Annotated in this window: 17 protein-coding genes; 4 read left to right on the top strand and 13 right to left on the bottom strand. The window is 62.4% G+C overall.

What is annotated here, in order from left to right; all coding sequences use genetic code 11:
* Window positions 1-78 precede the first annotated feature (78 nt).
* The 6 genes from FHU29_RS03140 to FHU29_RS03115 form a co-directional block, all read right to left on the bottom strand.
* A complete protein-coding gene (locus FHU29_RS03140; protein ID WP_064440126.1) occupies window positions 79-828 on the bottom strand; it encodes an acyltransferase in 750 nt (249 codons plus the stop codon).
* A gap of 11 nt (window positions 829-839) precedes the next feature.
* The gene (gene ald, locus FHU29_RS03135) at window positions 840-1,952 is read right to left on the bottom strand and encodes an alanine dehydrogenase (RefSeq protein ID WP_064440125.1); all 1,113 of its coding nucleotides are present in this window, start codon (window positions 1,950-1,952) and stop codon (window positions 840-842) included.
* Between the two features lie 87 nt (window positions 1,953-2,039).
* A complete protein-coding gene (locus FHU29_RS03130) occupies window positions 2,040-3,215 on the bottom strand; it encodes a THUMP-like domain-containing protein (protein WP_064440124.1) in 1,176 nt (391 codons plus the stop codon).
* A gap of 15 nt (window positions 3,216-3,230) precedes the next feature.
* On the bottom strand, window positions 3,231-4,250 hold the full coding sequence (locus FHU29_RS03125) for a class I SAM-dependent methyltransferase (RefSeq protein WP_423785861.1): 1,020 nt from the start codon (window positions 4,248-4,250) through the stop codon (window positions 3,231-3,233).
* A 59-nt stretch (window positions 4,251-4,309) separates the two neighbouring features.
* Window positions 4,310-5,089: an enoyl-CoA hydratase/isomerase family protein gene (locus FHU29_RS03120; RefSeq protein WP_064440123.1), complete on the bottom strand. Its 780-nt coding sequence runs from the start codon at window positions 5,087-5,089 to the stop codon at window positions 4,310-4,312.
* A gap of 47 nt (window positions 5,090-5,136) precedes the next feature.
* A complete protein-coding gene (locus tag FHU29_RS03115) occupies window positions 5,137-5,949 on the bottom strand; it encodes an ABC transporter ATP-binding protein (RefSeq protein WP_064440338.1) in 813 nt (270 codons plus the stop codon).
* A gap of 136 nt (window positions 5,950-6,085) precedes the next feature.
* On the opposite strand from FHU29_RS03115, the gene glgB reads away from it, so the two are divergent.
* A complete protein-coding gene (gene glgB, locus FHU29_RS03110) occupies window positions 6,086-8,323 on the top strand; it encodes a 1,4-alpha-glucan branching protein GlgB (RefSeq protein WP_064440122.1) in 2,238 nt (745 codons plus the stop codon).
* Window positions 8,305-9,723 carry a neutral zinc metallopeptidase gene (locus tag FHU29_RS03105; protein ID WP_341478956.1) on the top strand — a complete coding sequence of 473 codons (1,419 nt, stop codon included), beginning with the start codon at window positions 8,305-8,307 and terminating at the stop codon, window positions 9,721-9,723. The genes glgB and FHU29_RS03105 overlap by 19 nt, the downstream gene beginning before the upstream one ends.
* On the opposite strand, the gene FHU29_RS03100 is transcribed toward FHU29_RS03105, so the two are convergent.
* From FHU29_RS03100 to FHU29_RS03085, 4 genes are all read right to left on the bottom strand, one after another.
* Complete coding sequence (locus FHU29_RS03100; protein ID WP_083962287.1) at window positions 9,717-10,682, bottom strand: tetratricopeptide repeat protein; 966 nt, start codon at window positions 10,680-10,682, stop codon at window positions 9,717-9,719. The two genes, FHU29_RS03105 and FHU29_RS03100, sit on opposite strands and share 7 nt — an antisense overlap.
* Window positions 10,683-10,754: 72 nt before the next feature.
* Window positions 10,755-11,066, bottom strand: coding sequence for an MTH1187 family thiamine-binding protein (locus FHU29_RS03095; RefSeq protein WP_064440120.1), 312 nt, complete (start codon window positions 11,064-11,066; stop codon window positions 10,755-10,757).
* 30 nt (window positions 11,067-11,096) lie between these two features.
* Entirely contained in the window at window positions 11,097-11,477 is a 381-nt protein-coding gene (locus FHU29_RS03090; protein ID WP_064440119.1) for a DUF3817 domain-containing protein, read from the bottom strand.
* A 40-nt stretch (window positions 11,478-11,517) separates the two neighbouring features.
* Window positions 11,518-12,705 (bottom strand): acetyl-CoA C-acetyltransferase, encoded by a 1,188-nt coding sequence (locus FHU29_RS03085; RefSeq protein WP_064440118.1) that lies wholly within the window; start codon window positions 12,703-12,705, stop codon window positions 11,518-11,520.
* Between the two features lie 139 nt (window positions 12,706-12,844).
* Here FHU29_RS03085 and mce point away from each other — a divergent pair, with 139 nt between their 5' ends.
* Window positions 12,845-13,312 carry a methylmalonyl-CoA epimerase gene (gene mce, locus FHU29_RS03080; protein WP_064440117.1) on the top strand — a complete coding sequence of 156 codons (468 nt, stop codon included), beginning with the start codon at window positions 12,845-12,847 and terminating at the stop codon, window positions 13,310-13,312.
* A gap of 99 nt (window positions 13,313-13,411) precedes the next feature.
* Window positions 13,412-14,383, top strand: coding sequence for a coiled-coil domain-containing protein (locus tag FHU29_RS03075; protein ID WP_157095058.1), 972 nt, complete (start codon window positions 13,412-13,414; stop codon window positions 14,381-14,383).
* Between the two features lie 29 nt (window positions 14,384-14,412).
* Here FHU29_RS03075 and FHU29_RS03070 read toward each other — a convergent pair whose 3' ends face one another.
* From FHU29_RS03070 to nucS, 3 genes are all read right to left on the bottom strand, one after another.
* The gene (locus FHU29_RS03070) at window positions 14,413-14,736 is read right to left on the bottom strand and encodes a hypothetical protein (protein WP_074390853.1); all 324 of its coding nucleotides are present in this window, start codon (window positions 14,734-14,736) and stop codon (window positions 14,413-14,415) included.
* A 26-nt stretch (window positions 14,737-14,762) separates the two neighbouring features.
* The gene (gene tkt, locus FHU29_RS03065) at window positions 14,763-16,838 is read right to left on the bottom strand and encodes a transketolase (RefSeq protein ID WP_064440116.1); all 2,076 of its coding nucleotides are present in this window, start codon (window positions 16,836-16,838) and stop codon (window positions 14,763-14,765) included.
* 126 nt (window positions 16,839-16,964) lie between these two features.
* Window positions 16,965-17,624, bottom strand: coding sequence for an endonuclease NucS (nucS, locus tag FHU29_RS03060; RefSeq protein WP_064440115.1), 660 nt, complete (start codon window positions 17,622-17,624; stop codon window positions 16,965-16,967).
* Between the last annotated feature and the right edge of the window lie 100 nt (window positions 17,625-17,724).

The following is a 17,724-nucleotide window of genomic DNA, read 5'->3' as shown; positions in this document are numbered from 1 at the left end:
GGGCATTCGGCCTCGTGCTCGCGCTGGCAATCACCAGGGCGCGCACGGGGCCTTGCGCCTTAGATGCGCTCGGTGGGCTTATCCGACGTCACGCACGTCACCGAGCTTCTTTCGTTCGATGTCTGCCAGTGCTTCTGCGTGCTTGCGCCGCTCCTCCGCTGACTTCTCCCACATGTCTTTTCGGTTCTTGACAACCTTCGCGGGCGCGCCTACTGCGATGCTGAAGTCTGGAATCACCCCTTTGACCACGGCGTGGGCTCCGAGGACACAGCCACGTCCCACAGCGGTGTTACGCAGCACCGTCACTTTGGTGGCAATCCAGGTATCGGCGCCGATCCGCGTAGGCCCCTTGACTATGCCTTGATCCTTGATGGGCATGTTGATGTCTTCGATGACATGGTCGAAATCACAGATGTAGCACCAGTCAGCGATCAGCGCGGCGTCGCCAAATTCGATATCGAGGTAGGTGTTGACGACGTTCTGCCGACCGAACACAACCTTGTCGCCTATCCGCAACGATCCCTCGTGGCAGCGGATGGCGTTCCCATCGCCGATATGTACCCAGCGCCCGATTTCGAGTCTGCCGAGACCGGGCGTGGCATGAATCTCGACGTTCTTGCCGAGAAACACCATTCCACGGAGAATGACGTGCGGGTTCGAGATGCGGAACTTCAGCAGCCGGTAGTAGCGAATCAGATACCAAGGCGTGTAGGCCTTATTCCGGATCACCCAGCGGAGCGATGACACCGAAAGAAACCGCGCCTGGCCGTCGTTCTGCTTCCGCGCACGCCACCGCGAGCGGTACGGCGAACCCCACATACTCGTCATGGGGAGTTAGCCTACGAGATTGACTCGTCGAGTGGCGTATAGGGAAGCCCGTGAGCTACTGCGACAGGCTCCTCCGTGATTGCTCCCGCCGTGACATTGACCCCCAGTGCCAGCGCCTTATCAGCACGAATGGCTGTTTTCCACCCGTCCCGGGCAATGTGCTGAATGTAGGGCAGTGTCGCGTGAACAAGCGCCGACGTCGAAGTGTGCGGGACTGCTGCGGGCATGTTCGTCACGGCGTAGAACGAGGAGCCGTGAACCTGATACGTGGGTTCCGCATGCGTCGTCGGTCTGGAATCTTCGAAGCAACCGCCCTGGTCGATCGCGATGTCAACGAGTACGCTTCCCCACTTCATCTGGCTGACCTGCTCGTTCGTGACCAGTTTCGGTGCACGTGCTCCCGGAACGAGCACGGCACCGATAATCAGGTCCGCCTGGAGAACTGCATCCTCCACCATCGACGACGTCGCCATGAGCGTCCGGACCCGGTTGCCGTACCGCTCCATCAAGTTGCGCAGCCGCGCAGGGTTCTTGTCGAACGCGGTGACATCGGCGCCCATTCCAGCCGCGACGTCGATCGCCTGCTTCCCGGCACTGCCCGCACCTATGACGACGACGCTCGCCGGCGCGACGCCAGCGATGCCGCCGAGCAAGACGCCCCGTCCCCCACTAGCTGATTGCAGCGCCCACGCACCTACCTGGGTGGCGAGGCGGCCAGCGATTTCACTCATAGGCGTCAGCAAGGGCAGTGAACCGTCGGCGAGCTCGACCGTTTCGTACCCCAGCGCGGTGACACCACTCGCAACGAGCGCGTCCGTGCACTCTTTGGACGCCGCCAGATGCAGGTATGTGAAGAGCGTGAGATCTGATCGCAGGTACCTGTACTCCTCCGGCTGCGGTTCCTTGACTTTGACCACTAGTTCGCAGCCAGCCCAGGCATCCTCTGTGCCGACGATCTGCGCGCCAGCGGCATCGAAATCCGAATCCGTGAAAGACGATCCCGCTCCTGCGCCCACCTCGACAAATACGTCATGTCCTGCCGCGCAAAGATCAAGCACCGCCGCAGGCGTCAGCGCCACGCGATTCTCGCCGCTTTTGGTTTCCCGAGGGACTCCAATTCGCATCGAGGCCTCCCTTCGTCTTCAGTTCCGAGCGTTGCACGCCGACGCGCGCCGCGCACGCTACTTGAGTCAAAGATTCACGTGGATGGCCTAGCTCGCGGATTGATGTGCCGCCACCGGTTCACAGATAAACACTTCCGCCCGGCTGCCGATGCGTGTGATCACGAGGCTCAGGGCACGCGAGCCGCGCGGTTTCAGCCGCTTCCGCAGCGCATCGGGATCAACATCAACGCCTCTGACGAGGATCTCGAGGCTGCCACAATCGCGGCTGGATAACTCGCGGCGTACCTGTTTTTCCCTCAGCGGCACGCTGGTGAGGACACGATGGCCGCGCGCACCCGGGGGCACAATGTCTCCTGTGAGGTACGCGATGCGCGGATCCAGCTGCCAGAGCCCAAATCGTGCGGCGTAGTGGCGCACCAGGCCCGCACGCACAATCGCACCGTCAGGATCCACGATCCACTGTCCAGGCGGGCCGACGGAAATATCATCCGGCTCATCGCCGGTCAGCGTGAAGGAGGCGCCGGTGCTGGACAGCAGCGTCGCGCGAGTCTGATTTGGATGTTCAGTCAGTCCGGGAGACCAGAGCGCGCATTCGCGGACTGCGCCGTCGAGGGAAACGATCTCCACCTCGCCGCTCCACTCCAGCTTCAGGTAATCGAGACCGGGGGCACACTTGACGACGAAGTCACGGCCCGCGCAGGCGTCCACCAAATCCGGTAGCGGCGGTTGTAGCGCTGACGGGTCAAACGTGCGGCCCGCACCGGTTCTGCGTGCCGGGTCCGCGACGATCACAGCGTCTCGCGAGCAGGGTTTCAGGGCATCAGCCCGGACCAGCAGAGCATCTGGCACGTTTACCGTCGCCATCGCCAATCTGACGGGATCGACGTCACTGCCGATCACCACCCGCGATTCGCGACATAGCTCTCGCAGATCCGCACCGATCGAACAGGTCACATCGTGGACCGCCCTGCTTGCGAGCCGGACAGCTCGGTGCCGGGCAACAGCTGTTGGTGTTGCCTGCTGGAGCGCGTCCTGCGTAAAGAGCCAATCCTCCGCATCGCAGAGCTTGGTTCGGGCTTTACGGCGCAATCGCACTGTCTCAGCGAGCGCAGCCGCATACTCCGGCCACCACCGCCGTAGATGGCCTGCATCCGCGATGAGGCTGCGTTCGCTTAGTTCCAGGTCAGCCGCCGACGCAAGAGCTTCCACGCCCTGATCTGAGCGAAGAAACCTGATGTCGGCGAGGCTGAAACGGTATCCCACCGTGGTAGCGCGACTCTACGAGCTAGCAGGCTTCACACCAGTGATCATCGCATTGTAGAAGTAGCCCCTCGGCACAATGTGGCGGAGCACCGTTTCGTCGAGCCAGCTGAGCTTCTTCCACGCATGGTAAGCGAACAGTCGCCAACTGACGGTCAGCTTCTCTTCGGGAACAGCCGCCTCGAACGTCCGGATCGGCCAGCCAAGCAGCGCGGCCGCGAACTCTTCCGTGCGCACACGGACGTCGTCAGCGCCTGCTGACGCTGCGATCCTCTCGAGTTCCGCAGGGTCGAAGGTATGCAGGTCAACTACCGCTTCCAGAGCCGCCGCCCGCGATGATTCATCGAGTTCCTGCTGCGGACGCCGCCAGGTACGAAGCATCGGCAGCTTCGTGATGTTGGTCGTTGCGTACCACGTCGCCTGGCCAAGCTTGCGGGCGTACAGGTTCCCGACGGTGGTCGGTTCGCCTGCAAAGAGAAAGCGGCCGCCCGGCTTCAAGACACGTAGCACTTCGGTAAGCGCCTTCTCGACGTCGGGAATGTGATGCAGAACGGCGTGGCCCACCACAAGATCGAACGTGGCATCGTCGTAGGGGATTCCCTCCGCGTCCGCCACTCGCCCGTCCACGGTGAGGCCGAGATGCTCCGCGTTGCGCAGCGCAACTTTGACCATGCCGGGCGAGAGGTCCGTCACCGAACCTATTTCGGCAACACCGGCTTGCATGAGGTTCAACAGGAAGAAGCCCGTTCCGCAACCGAGTTCGAGCGCCCGCCCATACGGCAGCGGCTCGTCACCCGCGATCGCTTCAAACCGGCCCCTGGCATAGTCGATGCAGCGCTCGTCGTACGAGATCGACCACTTCTCGTCGTATGTTTCCGCTTCCCAGTCGTGGTAAAGCACCTGAGCAAGCTTGGTGTCCTCAAATGCCGCGGCCACTTCCTCGGCGGTTGCGCGGGGTCGCGGAGCGGGGTCCACCGGTGGGTGGCCATTGTTTGTAGGCCCCTGTGCGGCTGTGGTCGGGTCTGCGTCGCTAGACATCGTCGTCATAGTAGTCTGCTGGTCCTGTCAGTACGTCGTGGATCAGAGTGAGCACGGGCCTATTGGCCGGTGAACTCGGCCTTGCCGGGGCCATTTTCGATAAATGATTTCATGCCGATGGAACGATCGTCAGTCGCGAACAAACCTGCGAACAAATGGCGCTCGATCGCGAGGCCGGTGTCGAGGTCCGTATCGAGACCTTGATCAATCGCTGCTTTCGCAGCAGCGAGCGCCCGGGACGCGCCCCCTGAGAACTGAGACGCCCAAGCGCGAGCTGCGTTGTAAACCTCGTCCGGGGCCACGACCTCGTCCACGAGGCCGATCGACAGCGCTTCGTCGGCCTTGACGAAGCGACCGGTATAAACCATGTCTTTCGCGCGTGAGGGACCGACCAGGCGCGCGAGACGCTGCGTTCCACCGCCTCCTGGGATCACGCCGAGCAGGATCTCCGGAACCCCCAGCTTCGCGTTGTCGCCAGCGATACGACGGTCCGCGCCGAGCGCGACCTCGAGCCCGCCACCTAGCGCGTATCCGGTGATCGCCGCGACGGTGGGCTTCGGAATCGACGCGATCGCGCTAAGCCCAGCTTGAAGCCCCGCGATGGCCTCCGACATCTCCTGGAACGACATGTCGGCCATTTCTTTCACGTCGGCGCCAGCGGCGAAGACCTTCTCACCACCGAAAACAATGACGGCTTTGACATCCGCCCTGCGCGTGGCCTCACGCGACACATCGATCAGTTCGCTTTGAACCTGCCGGTTCAGCGCATTCATCGGCGGCCGGTTCAAACGGATCGTTCCGATGCCATCGGACACGTCAAGGGTGACAAATTCAGCCATGCAAGGCAGGCTACCCGGTTCCGCTGACAGAAACGAAGACGCCGACTCTACCGCCGGTCCCGACGTGCGAAGTAACGTCCGTCCTCCGCTGAGAGGACGATGGGCTGCGCGAAGGTTTCCGAAAGGTTCTCTGCTGTCATGACCTCGTCGAGAGGGCCCTGAGCGACATCCGTGCCGTCGCGCAGCATCAGCACGTGTGTGAAACCCTGCGGAACTTCCTCCACGTGATGGGTGATAAGCACGATGCCCGGAGCCATGTCGTCCCCCGCGAGGTCCGCAAGGCGAGCCACCAGATCTTCCCGGCCACCGAGGTCGAGGCCTGCCGCTGGCTCATCGAGCAGGAGCAGTTCTGGGTCGGTCATCAGCGAACGCGCTATCAGGACGCGTTTGCGCTCGCCTTCCGACAGAGTTCCGTACTGCCGGTCGACAAGGTGATCGGCACCAATCGCCGCGAGCATCTCACGCGCACGGTCGTGGTCGATTTCGTCGTACTGCTCACGCCAGCGTCCCAGAACGGCGTATCCCGCTGACACAACGAGATCCGCCACACGCTCACCGCTAGGAACACGCTGCGCGATAGCCGCTGACGAGAGGCCGATGCGCGGGCGCAGCTCGCTTACATCGGTCCGGCCCAGTGTCTCGCCGAGAATATGAGCGCTGCCCGAGGTGGGATGCAACTCCGCCGCCGCGATCCGCAGCAAGGAGGTCTTCCCCGCCCCGTTCGGGCCGAGTATGACCCAGCGCTCTCCAGGCCCTACGCGCCAGCTCAGCGGGCCAACTAGGGTGTTTCGGCCACGTCGCAGCGCAACATTGTCAAATTCGATTAGCAGATCCGGATCAGGTTCTTGCACGCCCTCCATCTTGGCGTACGAACCGTCGCGCGTCGCGCCGAGGGGCACGTGTGTCGGTATTGTCCTTCCCTCACAATCACGAACACGGCGCGTCGCAACGAGCCCCTGCCCCAGCGGGCCCCCAGCGAGGTGGCAGGATTCAGTTATGTGTGACAGCGAGGTGAGCGGTTCAGCGCATCCCGCCGCGCCGCCGCCTGAGGAGCTCGAACAGCTCATGGCTGGCCGCCATAGTGATCCGCACTCACTGCTCGGTGTGCACCGCACCGCCCGCGGGCTCCTTATCCGGGCACTGAGGCCATACGCCTCGGGCGTGACCCTCGAGGCTCCCGGAGACCCCTGTGTTCAAACCCGGCTCGACGCTTTGGGAGGCGGGCTCTTTGGCGCGCTGCTCCCCGTAGACGAGATCGGCGACTATTGGCTTACCGCCACGTACGCGCGCGAACGCCACCGCGGCCGCGACGGCTACCGCGGTGCGCCAACCCTCAATCACGCCGACCTCGCAGCCTTCGCTGAAGGAATCCACTATCAGCTGTGGCACGTACTAGGCGCGCAACCCGTAGTCGGCACGGATTCCAAATCTCCTGCCGGAGTGCGATTTACCGTGTGGGCACCGCATGCGGAGGGCGTCACCGTCACCGGTGATTTCGACCGCTGGTCCGGCCGCACATTCCCGATGCGGCTGCTTGACGCCGGGGTCTGGGAAGTCCTCGTTCCAGGAGCAGAGATCGGACAGCTGTACAAATTCCGCGTCCACACACCCGACGGCCGCGTCGTCGAAAAGGCCGACCCAATGGCGTTCGCCACGGAGATCCCGCCAGCCAACGCGTCACGCATCACCGCCTCCCGCTATCTTTGGGCCGACTCGATCTGGATGCGGGCACGCAAAGAACAGGCGGGACACTCAAACGCACCGCAACGGCCACTCAGCGTGTACGAACTGCACGCAGGGTCCTGGCGCAAACACGATGACGGCAGTTGCCTCACCTATCGCGAGATCGCGGCTGAGCTGATTCCCTACGTCAGCGACGCTGGCTTCACGCACGTCGAGTTTCTGCCGTTGACCGAGCACCCCTTCGGAGGATCCTGGGGATATCAGGTGAGCTCGTACTACGCCCCCACCGCGCGTCATGGCACTCCTGACGATCTGAAATTCCTCATCGACCAGCTCCACCGGGCCGGGATCGGCGTCATCTTCGACTGGGTACCCGCACATTTCCCGCGCGATGACTGGGCGCTAGCGCGTTTCGACTCAACCGCGCTCTACGAGCACGCCAATCCGCAGCGCGGTGAACACCCAGAGTGGGGCACCTACATCTTCGACTGGGGCAAACCCGAGGTTCGCAGTTTCCTGATCGCCAACGCGCTGTACTGGCTGACCGAGTTCCACGTGGATGGTCTCCGTGTCGACGCTGTTGCCTCAATGCTCTATCTCGATTATTCGCGGCCGCCCGGCGCTTGGGAGCCCAACGAGATCGGGGGCCGGGAAAACCTCGAGGCGGTCAGTTTCCTGCAGCAACTCAACTCAGCGGTCGAGCAGCACTCGCCCGGCGCAATCATGATCGCCGAGGATTCGACCACCTGGCCCAAGGTGACGCGGCAAGTGGCGCTGGGCGGGTTAGGTTTCACATTCAAATGGAACATGCGCTGGATGAATGACATTCTGCACTTCGTCGCAAGGCCGTACTCCGACCGGCCGATGCACCACAGCGACATCACCTCCGCGCTGATGTACGCCTGGTCAGAGAACTACGTTCTGCCGCTCAGCCACGACGAAGTCGTTCACGGCAAGGGGACGTTGTGGTCGCGTATGCCCGGGAAGGACACGGCCAAAGCAGCGGGCGTGCGCGCGCTCCTCGGTCACATGTGGGCGCATCCGGGTAAGAAACTCCTCTTCATGGGACAAGAGTTCGGTCAGTCGGCGGAATGGAGCGAAGTGCGCGGGCTTGACTGGTTTGAAAGTCGTGATGACCGCACCGCCATTGGCCCGCACGCTGGCATCGCCGAACTCGTCCGCGAACTCAACCGGCTGTACCGAACTCACCCCGCGCTGTGGGAATGTGACGGGGCGGCTGATGGATTTTCCTGGATTGACTCGAGCGACAACAGCAACAACGTGGTGTCGTATCTTCGGCACGCCTCGGGCGACCGTGTCGTCGCCTGCATAGTCAACTTCTCCCCGCAGCTGAGAAGCGATTACCGTGTTGGGCTTCCCACCGCCGGAAGGTGGCGGGAAATACTGAACACCGACGCTGAACAGTTCGGGGGCTCGGGAAACGTCAACCTCGGTTACGTCACGGCAGAACCCGAGCCCTGGAATGGCCGGCCCGCCTCCGTTGTGCTGTCATTGCCGCCACTGACTGCCATGTGGTTCATACCGCTGTGAGAGCCCACCTAGAACATACTTCGAGGGCATTCACGTTTTTCGTCGTTGTGCTCGCACTAGTCACAGCATGCTCCCAGCCAGCTGATGTCGGCGCGGGCGGGGGCACCGACGGACCGAACGGGCTCCGGGATGGAGCCCCGCCACCATCCGTCAGGGCTTTTGGCGGCGCACAGACTGATACTGACCTGATCGCGATGAGCGCACTGAGTGACCTGAACGAATTCTGGACCGGAGAATTCAGATCGGTCTCGCCGCGTCCCTTCACACCGTTGACGCTCTTCCTGTCGTGGGACGCTGCCGCCGCGGTGCCGGACAGTGGAGTCTTCTGCGAAATCACCACCTCTGGCCTCGAAAATGCCGCGTACTGCCCGATCGACAATTCGATCGGCTGGGACCGAGGGGTCCTGCTGCCTTATGTCGAGCAGCATTTCGGTCAGCTCGGAGTCGCTACCATCATGGCGCATGAGTTCGGACATGCGATTTCGGCGCAGGCGGGTTTCCTCGACAACAACCGGGAACTACGCGGCTACCCGCTGCTCGTATGGGAACAGCAAGCTGATTGCTATGCCGGGGTATACCTCCGCCACGTGACGGACGGGAACTCCCGCTGGTTCACGCTGAACACTGGTGAGGGCTTGAGCACTGTCCTCGCAGCAATGGTTGCGATCAGAGACCACGACCTCACCGCACCAGAGACTGGACACGGCTCCGGTTTCGATCGGGTTACCGCACTTCAGCTTGGTTTCACTGAGGGATCTGAACGATGCGCCCTCATCGGTGAGGATGAACTCGAGCAGCGGCGGACAATTGTGCCGCACGAGTTCGCTGGACCCCACGACACGGGGGAGCTGCCAATAACCGAGGGCACTGTCCGGCTCGTCGCGGACTCGTTTCTCGAACTTTTCCCCGCTGAAGCGCCGCCCGCTCTCATCTTTGAGCGAGATACTCCCGGATGCTCCCATGGGACCTATCCCGTCAACTACTGCCCTGACCACCGTGGCCTCGAAATCGATCTTGATGGCCTCAGTGAACGGGGCCAGCCAGTGCTGTCTCCTGGCCCGTTCCCCACCGCAATTCGGGGCGATTTCACTGCGTTCAGCATCGTTGCCTCACGGCTGGCAATCGCCAGCCTGCACGATCGTGGCCTGCCAATCCAGGGCCCGAACGCCGCGCTCGCTGCCGCATGTATGACTGGGGCGTGGGCTGGCCAGGCAGCACACGCCTCAATTGGGCGGATCTATCTCTCGCCCGGCGATCTCGACGAAGCGCTCGGTGAGCTGCTGGCCCACGGCCTCATCGCCAGCGATGTGGAGGGCGCAGCGACGGCCAGCGGGTTCGACCGCGTGGAAGCCTTCCGCAGCGGCATCATGCACGGAGCGGACTCTTGCTCGAGTCAGTAGAGGGCGGCAGCGAGGTCTCGCCGCGCAGTGAGAACCAGCGGATCAGCGGGATCGAACAGATCAAGCAGCGAGATCAGACGTTCACGCACGCGTGACCGGTCCTCACCGGCTGTCGACCTGATCAGGCCGATCAGCCGTCCGAATGCCGCTTCTGGCTCGCGGTTGACCACTTCGAAATCGGCGGCGTCGAGCTGAGCGTCGATATCGTTCGGATTCGTATCCGCGATCTCCGCGGCCTCGGGCGTGAGATTCTGCACCCTCGAGAGGAAACGTGCATGGTTCGCGCCGGCCTTGGCCTCGGTGTTTCGCGGCTCATCATTCAGAATCTGCGCGTAGGCAGCTTCAGCTGCCGCGAAATCACCATTCTGAAGCGCATCTTCCGCGGCTTCGATCCGCGGGTCACGCGGAGGCTCAGCGACAGCATCGGCGTCTTGCTGCGCCTCGCCTGGAAGTTTGCCTTCCACTGCCTTCAGCAACTCGCCGAGCCACTGCCTGATCTGCGGCTCCGACTGCATGCCTGCGAACGCGTGCACCGGCTGCCCGCCAGCGATCGCAACCACGGTCGGTACCGACTGCACACCGAATGCCTGAGCTATGCGCGGGTTCGCATCAACGTCGATTCTCGCGAGCACCCATTTGCCGTTAGCCTCGCTCGCGAGCTGCTCCAGGATTGGTGACAGCTCTTTGCACGGTTCAGCCCACGCGGCCCACAAGTCGACAACGACGAGCACCCTGTTTGAGCGCTCGATCACATCGGATTCGAACGTCTGCTCGGTTACGTCGGTAATCAGCGAGGGGCCGTCACCGGGCGCCGGACGGGCGGAATTCTGCTGTGTCGGCGAAGCCTTCTGAGCAGCGCGCTCCTTCAGGGCGGCAAGATCTACGGCCCCGGCGAGTGAACTTGGGAAGGATCCAGCGCGGCTCGCGGCCGACGCCGACTGAGGTCCAGGTCGAGTCACGCAACCAGTGTGGCATGAAATCGCGCTTAGTCACGAAGCGGCTCCGTGACTAGTACGTCACGAAGCCAGCCGCTATGGGTCAGGCGAATCCGAGAGGAGGGACTCCACGCGCTCAACTTTTGCCTGCAGTTGACCAGTAAAGCCCGGGCGTATATCGGCTTTGAGCACCAGGCTGGTGCGGGACGAATACTGGCCGACGGCGTCACACGCGCGCTTCACGACCGCCATTACCTCGTCCCATTCGCCTTCGACGGTGGTGAACATGGCGGTGGTCTCATGCGGCAGGCCACTTTCACGTACGACGCGGATAGCCGCAGCCACTGCCGCACTCACACTGCCGGAATCGTCCCCCGCCGCGGGGCTGACACTAAATGCGAGGAGCATGAACCGTCCTCCTTAGCTCTCGGGGCCTTCCTACGGAACCGGCACACTCTCCGTCGGGGTTTTCGACCCCAGGTAACGCTTGGATAGTTCGGCGAGATGCCCCTTACGGACTGCCCACCATTCGAAAACGACAGTCCCGACGGGCGGAATGCTCGAGAGAAGAGCCAGCCCAGTCACTTGCCATGACCAGCGAAGCTCGCGCGCAGTAGCCAGCGCGATCACTACGAAGAGCGCGAACGCAAGCCCGTGAATCGGGCCGAAGATCTTGACGCCGATCTCGGTCGTCTGGGTGACGTGCTTGAAGAACATGCCGACAAGCAAGCCTACCCAGGTCAGCGCCTCGGTAACGGCGATGAATCGGAAACGCTTGGCGGAGGTGCTGAGGTTGAAGAATTCACGCATGAATGCCATTCTGCCTCATCACCGCCGACAAGTACTACGTGGTGTCGTATTAACGCTTGGGGACTCGGACGATGAGTGCGTCGCCCTGGCCGCCACCTCCGCAGAGACCGGCGGCACCCACACCCCCACCTCGGCGCTGCAGTTCGAGCGCTAGATGCAGGACAATCCTCGTACCCGACATGCCCAGCGGATGGCCCAGCGAAATCGCACCGCCGTTGACGTTGATCCGTTCGGACGTGACACCCAGTTCGCGTCCAGAGACGATTCCGACCGCCGCGAAAGCTTCGTTGATCTCGATCAGATCCAGCTCTGATGCGGTGAGACCGGCCTTCTCACAAGCGTTCCGGATAGACATCGAAGGCTGCGACTGCAGCGTAGAGTCAGGCCCCGCAGACATCCCGTGCGGGCCGATCTCAGCGAGCCACTCGAGTCCCAGCGACTCGGCCTTCGCCCGGCTCATAACCACTACCGCAGCAGCGCCGTCAGAGATTTGCGAAGCGTTCCCCGCAGTCACTGTGCCGTCCTTGCGGAACGCGGGACGCAGCCGCCCGAGTGATTCCGCAGTCGTATCGCCACGCACACCCTCATCGGACCGAAACTCGACAGGGTCGCCCTTACGCTGCGGGACTGGAACTGGCACGACCTCGTCGTCGTACAGGCCGTCTTTCCACGCCCGGGCCGCACGCTGATGCGATGTCGCAGCAAACTCGTCCTGCTCCTCGCGACTGACCGCGTCGCTGTCGTTGCGCTTCTCGGTCAGCGCCCCCATTGCTTCTTTGGTGAAGACATCGCGCAGTCCGTCGAAGGCCATATGGTCGACGAGTGCGGAATCGCCGTATTTAGTGCCCTCCCTGCTGTTCAGAAGGAGGTGGGGCGCATTACTCATCGACTCCATACCGCCCGCGACGATCACGTCAGCCTCGCCGGCACGGATCATCTGGTCGGCGACTGCGATGGCGTTGAGACCTGACAGGCACACCTTGTTCACGTTCACCGAGGGGATCGTCATCGGGATCCCTGCTGCCGCGGCAGCCTGCCGTGCTGGCAACTGTCCCGCACCTGCCTGCAGTACGTGGCCGAGAATCACATATTGCACGGCCTCCGGCGTCACACCCGACTTTTCCAGCGCGCCTTTGATCGCGACACCGCCGAGGTCCGCTGCGGAGAGCCCTTTGAGCGAACCAAGCAGACGGCCAATTGGTGTACGCGCACCCGATACGATGACCGACGACGTCATGTGAACCTCCATAAGGACGGACTTCCGGCACCCAGATCCTGCACACTGAGCGCATCACGACCAGGCTACTAGCCGCCGTTGACGCCCGAGCGTCCTCCTGCCGTGCGCTCGCGCAGCACCTGGCGATACCTTTGCTTCTATGTCCACCACTGAAATCTCTGAGCTCATCACGCAGATCGATCACGTCGGCATCGCTGTTGCCGACCTCGATGCAGCTATCGACTGGTACGGCGCTTCGTTCGGTCTGGTTGTTTCACACCGGGAAACCAACGAAGCCCAGGGCGTCGAAGAAGCGATGCTCGTGCCCGCGAACTCGGCACAAGGCGCCACCACCTCGACAGCCCTTCAGCTTCTCTCCCCGCTAACAGACGAATCAACCATCAAACGTTTTCTCGATCGCAACGGCCCTGGCATGCAGCAGCTCGCGTACCGCGTCACCGACCTGAACGCCGCAGCCGAACATTTTCGCGCTAAGGGCATCCGTCTGCTTTACGACGAGCCGCGCCGCGGTACAGCCGACTCACGCATCAATTTCCTGCATCCAAAAGATGCTGGCGGGGTCCTGGTCGAACTAGTCGAACCTGCGCACGGCGTGCCGAACCACTAATCATCGTGACTAAGTGCACACTGGTCCCATCAGAGCCGAGTGGTCACCGGACCGCCCCAGCTCGACACCCAGCTCACCCGCACGATAAGGCTGATTCAGATGGCGCGATTGACCGACGTGACACCACAAAGCACGATGTTCAGCATCGCAATGCGCGGTTACGACCGCGCCGAAGTTCACGAGCAGCTCAGCAGGCTGGACGCGGAAATCCGCGTCACTGCAGCTGACCGCGACGCGATCGCCGCGCAGGCAAACGACCTAGCCGACCAACTCGATGAGGCACGCGCTGACATACAGGCGCTGCGTGAGGAGGTGGACCAGCTAGTCACCACGCCAACGTCCGCCGCCGACGTCAGCGACCGTATCGCCAGAATGCTGCGGCTTGCAGCTGACGAAGCCGCCGAGACACGCGCTGATGCGCAGGCGGAAGCGGCCGAAATTGTTTCTGTCGCCGAGCAGAACGCCCACGAACTTGAGACTCGCCAAAACCGGGAGTACGAGGAGTGGACCCAGCGTCGCGCACGCCTAGAGGCAGAGCAGAAAGAAACGCTTGCGCGGGCCCGCACAGAAGCAGAACGCATCATCGAGGGCGCAGAGGCCAAGCGGCGCCAGATCGAGGCGGAGACAGCCGCTCAGCAGCGTCAGGAGCAGGACGACTTCAGCACGACGATGGCGGAGAAGCGTACAACCGCTCTGCGTGAGATCGAAGAACTTCGCGACCGGGCACGCAAGGAGGCCGAGCGAACCGTCAAGGAAGCACAGGCCGATGCGGATAATCGGGTCCGCACCGCCAGCCAGCAGGCCAACGACCGGATCTCCTACGCATCGAAACTCGCAGAGGATCTCGGGGCTGCACGTGACTCGCTGCTGTCGCAGATCATCAAGGTGCGCGAACAGTTCGATAGCTTCCCCAGTCTCATGAACCAGACTGATCAGGAGCGAGACCTGCTCGAAGATGCAGCGCGAACGACCTCTGCGAACAAGCGTGAGATCGCTTCTCTGCAGCACAACAACGGGCGTCAGACTCCTGAGCAGGCACCACGGTCCACCTCGGAGTCACAGCACTCCTGACCTGGCTGAGCACCAACGGCAGACGGACCCTAGGACCATCGACGAGTGACGGTCCGGGTCCGTCTGCCGTTCCAGCAGCCCTTGTGCCAGTGCCGACGATCCTCTTCGCCGCCGTGCATATTGCGCCATGCGACGACGTGCGGCATACCCGCAGGAATTATCTGGTCACACCCAGGGCATCGGTAAGTCTTTGCCGCTGCCGCTCCCGGTATGTCACGAACTGAATATTCAGCACTGGGATCAAACCCATCACCGCGTTCGATCCTGGTGCTGAAAACCCCGGCATGCGACAACGGCGGGCGCGCAGACGATCCGCCGCGCTCCCGCCGACGTGGAATGTTCCGGCGTGGCACGACAACGATGGTAGCGGGAAGGACGGTCACACCGTCGGCTCGAGGTACCCGCGAACCGTTTCCGTGAGGTTATCCGGAGTGAAACCGAACCTTGTCTGAAGCTCCTTCAAGGGCGCAGACGCTCCGAAGGTGTGCATGCCGATTATCGTTCCCTCGAATCCTGTGTAGCGGTCCCAGCCAAGCGTCGATGCCTTCTCAATCGCGACGCGCGCAGTGATATGTGGCGGCAAAACCGTTCGCCGGTATTCGGCGGGCTGCCGATCGAAAAGTTCCTGACACGGCATGCTCACTACACGGACGCGTGCTCCTTCAGTTGTGAGCTGCTCGTACGCGGCGATAGCAATATGAACTTCGCTGCCCGTTGCGAGGACAATGACGTCGGGCGCTTCGCCGCCGGGCGGATCCGCGAGTATGTAGGCGCCGCGCGCAACGCCTGCCGCCGCGCCGTATCGCCGACGGTCCAGCGTGGGGAGGTTCTGCCTGGTGAGCACGATCGCTGCAGGCTCATGACGCAGGGGCATCACCGTTCGCCATGTTTCAGCAACCTCGTTGGCGTCGCAGGGCCGGAACACGTCGAGCCCCGGAATCGCCCGCAGCGAAGCGAGGTGCTCCACAGGCTGGTGGGTCGGGCCATCTTCACCGACCCCGATCGAATCATGCGTAAAGATGTGGATGACAGGCAGTTCCATCAGCGCGGATAGCCGTATCGCACCCCGCGCGAAGTCAGAAAAAATGAGGAACGTCGACCAATAAGCGCGGATTTTCGCGAGCGCAAGCCCGTTCGCCACCGCCGCCGATGCGAACTCCCGCACCCCGAAATGGAGATTCCGGCCCCCGAGGTCGCCGGAACTGAAATCGCCGGCGCCATCGAACGTCAGGCGAGTCTTCGTCGACGGTGCCAGGTCGGCTGAGCCACCCAGCAGCCATGGCAACTTTGTCGCTACCGCATTGAGCACCTCGCCTGAGGAACTGCGTGTGGCGACACCCTTTGCGTCGGCTGGGTATTCGGGTATCTCCGCGTCCCAGCCGTCAGGCAGCTGCCTGCGCAGCATCGCATCCAGCTGGCCTGCCAGTTCCGGGTACTCACTCCGGTACCGGTCAAAGAGAATCTCCCACTCGTTCCGCAATTGCTGTCCACGGGCACCGATACCGTCGGCGAAATGCTCATACACACCGTCGGGGACAAGGAATTGCGCATCTTCCGGCCAGCCGTAGAAGCGCTTTGCCGCCGCGGCCTCGGACTCCCCCAACGGTTCACCGTGTGCCGAAGCCGTTCCCTGTTTCGTTGGCGCTCCGTAACCGATCTGGCTGTCAACGATGATCAGCGTGGGCCGCTCTGTCTCACTCTGGAATTCACTCACCGCCGCAGCCAGGGCGCTCGCGTCGTTGGCGTCGCGAACACGCAGCACACGCCAGCGGTGGCCAATGAAGCGGGTGGCCACATCTTCGGTGAACGCGAGTTCCGTACTGCCTTCGATACTGATCTCGTTGCTGTCGTAGATCCAGCAGAGGTTCGATAGTTCAAGGTGCCCCGCAAGCGATGCGGCCTCCGCGGCAACACCTTCCATCAGGTCACCATCACCGCATAGGGCGTAGGTGTTGTACGTGAACAGGTCAAATCCGGGCCGATTGAAATACGCTGCGAGCCACCTGGCCGCGATAGCCATGCCGACACTCGTGGCCAGGCCCGTCCCAAGTGGGCCGGTGGTTGCTTCGACACCTGCTGTCCAGCGGTATTCGGGGTGTCCCGGGCATTTGGAATCCAACTGCCGGAAGTTGCGAAGGTCATCGATGCTGACCGCCGGATCACCGAGAGTTTCGTAGTCGGGGTTGACGGAGCGAACACCGGACAAATGAAGCATCGAGTAGAGCAAAGCCGATGCGTGACCCACGGACAGCACGAATCGGTCCCGGTCCGGCCAGATTGGCGCAGTAGGGTCGTACCTGAGGAATTGCTGCCACAGCGTGTACGCCACTGGCGCCATCGCCATAGGCGTTCCTGGGTGCCCAGAATTCGCGGCCTGAACTGCGTCAATGGACAAGGTCCGGATGGTGTTCACGCACAACTCATCGAGCGCTTTTGCAGATTCTGTCGCGACCACGATCACTCCTCAGTCTTCGCTTGAGCACACCCGCACCCCTAGCGTAGGGACAACATCACCGGAACCGGCACCAATCTGGGCGAGAAAATTCGAATATCCACGGCGGCTACCGCACACCGCTTTCCTTTAGAAGAGCCGTAAGTCAGCTGACTCCGCACCACGCAGAGCGTCGTAGTCGAGCACGACGCACCGGATACCGCGATCCTCTGCGAGGGTGCGCGCTTGCGGTTTGATCTGCTGGGCGGCGTACACCCCACGAACAGGAGCAAGGAGCGGGTCGCGGTTGAGCAGTTCGATGTACCGGGTGAGCTGCTCAACCCCATCGATTTCGCCGCGGCGTTTGATCTCAACCGCGACGGATGCGCCGGAAGCATCCCGGCACATCAGGTCCACGGGACCAATCGCTGTCGGAAACTCGCGCCGCACCAAAGTCCAGCCGTCACCCAGAGTCGTCACATGTTCGGCCAACAGCTTCTGCAGGTGCGCTTCAACACCGTCCTTCACCAAACCGGGGTCTACGCCCAGTTCGTGGCTAGAATCGTGCAGGACTTCGGTGATCGAGATGATCAACTCTTCCCCAGCTTTGTTGCGCACCACCCACTTGTCCGGCTCTTCAGTCAGCCAGCAAGGAGGTGACATCCAGTTCAGTGGCTTATACGAACCACCATCCGAATGGACGAGGACCGAGCCGTCCGACTTCACCATGAGCAGGCGCTTCGCCATCGGCAGATGCGCCGTCAATCGGCCTACATAGTCAACTTGGCAATGAGCGATCACTAAACGCACCCGTTCACCATACGGGCGCGAGACTTACTCGGCCTAACGGCCGCGCCGAATGGCCAGCGCACATCTGCCACCCGACAATGCCGCAAATCATCGCGGCCAC

Source organism: Hoyosella altamirensis (assembly GCF_014191505.1).
GTDB lineage: Bacteria > Actinomycetota > Actinomycetes > Mycobacteriales > Mycobacteriaceae > Hoyosella > Hoyosella altamirensis.
Note: the sequence above shows the minus strand (reverse complement) of the source record. Positions and strands in the feature narration are given on the sequence as shown.

What these genes read in the sequence shown, in the direction of transcription:
- FHU29_RS03140 (WP_064440126.1), bottom strand. Translation starts at nt 828, where the DNA reads ATGACGAGTATGTGGGGTTCGCCGTACCGCTCGCGGTGGCGTGCGCGG.
- ald (WP_064440125.1), bottom strand. Translation starts at nt 1,952, where the DNA reads ATGCGAATTGGAGTCCCTCGGGAAACCAAAAGCGGCGAGAATCGCGTG.
- FHU29_RS03125 (WP_423785861.1), bottom strand. Translation starts at nt 4,250, where the DNA reads ATGTCTAGCGACGCAGACCCGACCACAGCCGCACAGGGGCCTACAAAC.
- FHU29_RS03120 (WP_064440123.1), bottom strand. Translation starts at nt 5,089, where the DNA reads ATGGCTGAATTTGTCACCCTTGACGTGTCCGATGGCATCGGAACGATC.
- FHU29_RS03115 (WP_064440338.1), bottom strand. Translation starts at nt 5,949, where the DNA reads ATGGAGGGCGTGCAAGAACCTGATCCGGATCTGCTAATCGAATTTGAC.
- glgB (WP_064440122.1), top strand. Translation starts at nt 6,086, where the DNA reads ATGTGTGACAGCGAGGTGAGCGGTTCAGCGCATCCCGCCGCGCCGCCG.
- FHU29_RS03095 (WP_064440120.1), bottom strand. Translation starts at nt 11,066, where the DNA reads ATGCTCCTCGCATTTAGTGTCAGCCCCGCGGCGGGGGACGATTCCGGC.
- FHU29_RS03090 (WP_064440119.1), bottom strand. Translation starts at nt 11,477, where the DNA reads ATGGCATTCATGCGTGAATTCTTCAACCTCAGCACCTCCGCCAAGCGT.
- FHU29_RS03085 (WP_064440118.1), bottom strand. Translation starts at nt 12,705, where the DNA reads ATGACGTCGTCGGTCATCGTATCGGGTGCGCGTACACCAATTGGCCGT.
- mce (WP_064440117.1), top strand. Translation starts at nt 12,845, where the DNA reads ATGTCCACCACTGAAATCTCTGAGCTCATCACGCAGATCGATCACGTC.
- FHU29_RS03075 (WP_157095058.1), top strand. Translation starts at nt 13,412, where the DNA reads ATGGCGCGATTGACCGACGTGACACCACAAAGCACGATGTTCAGCATC.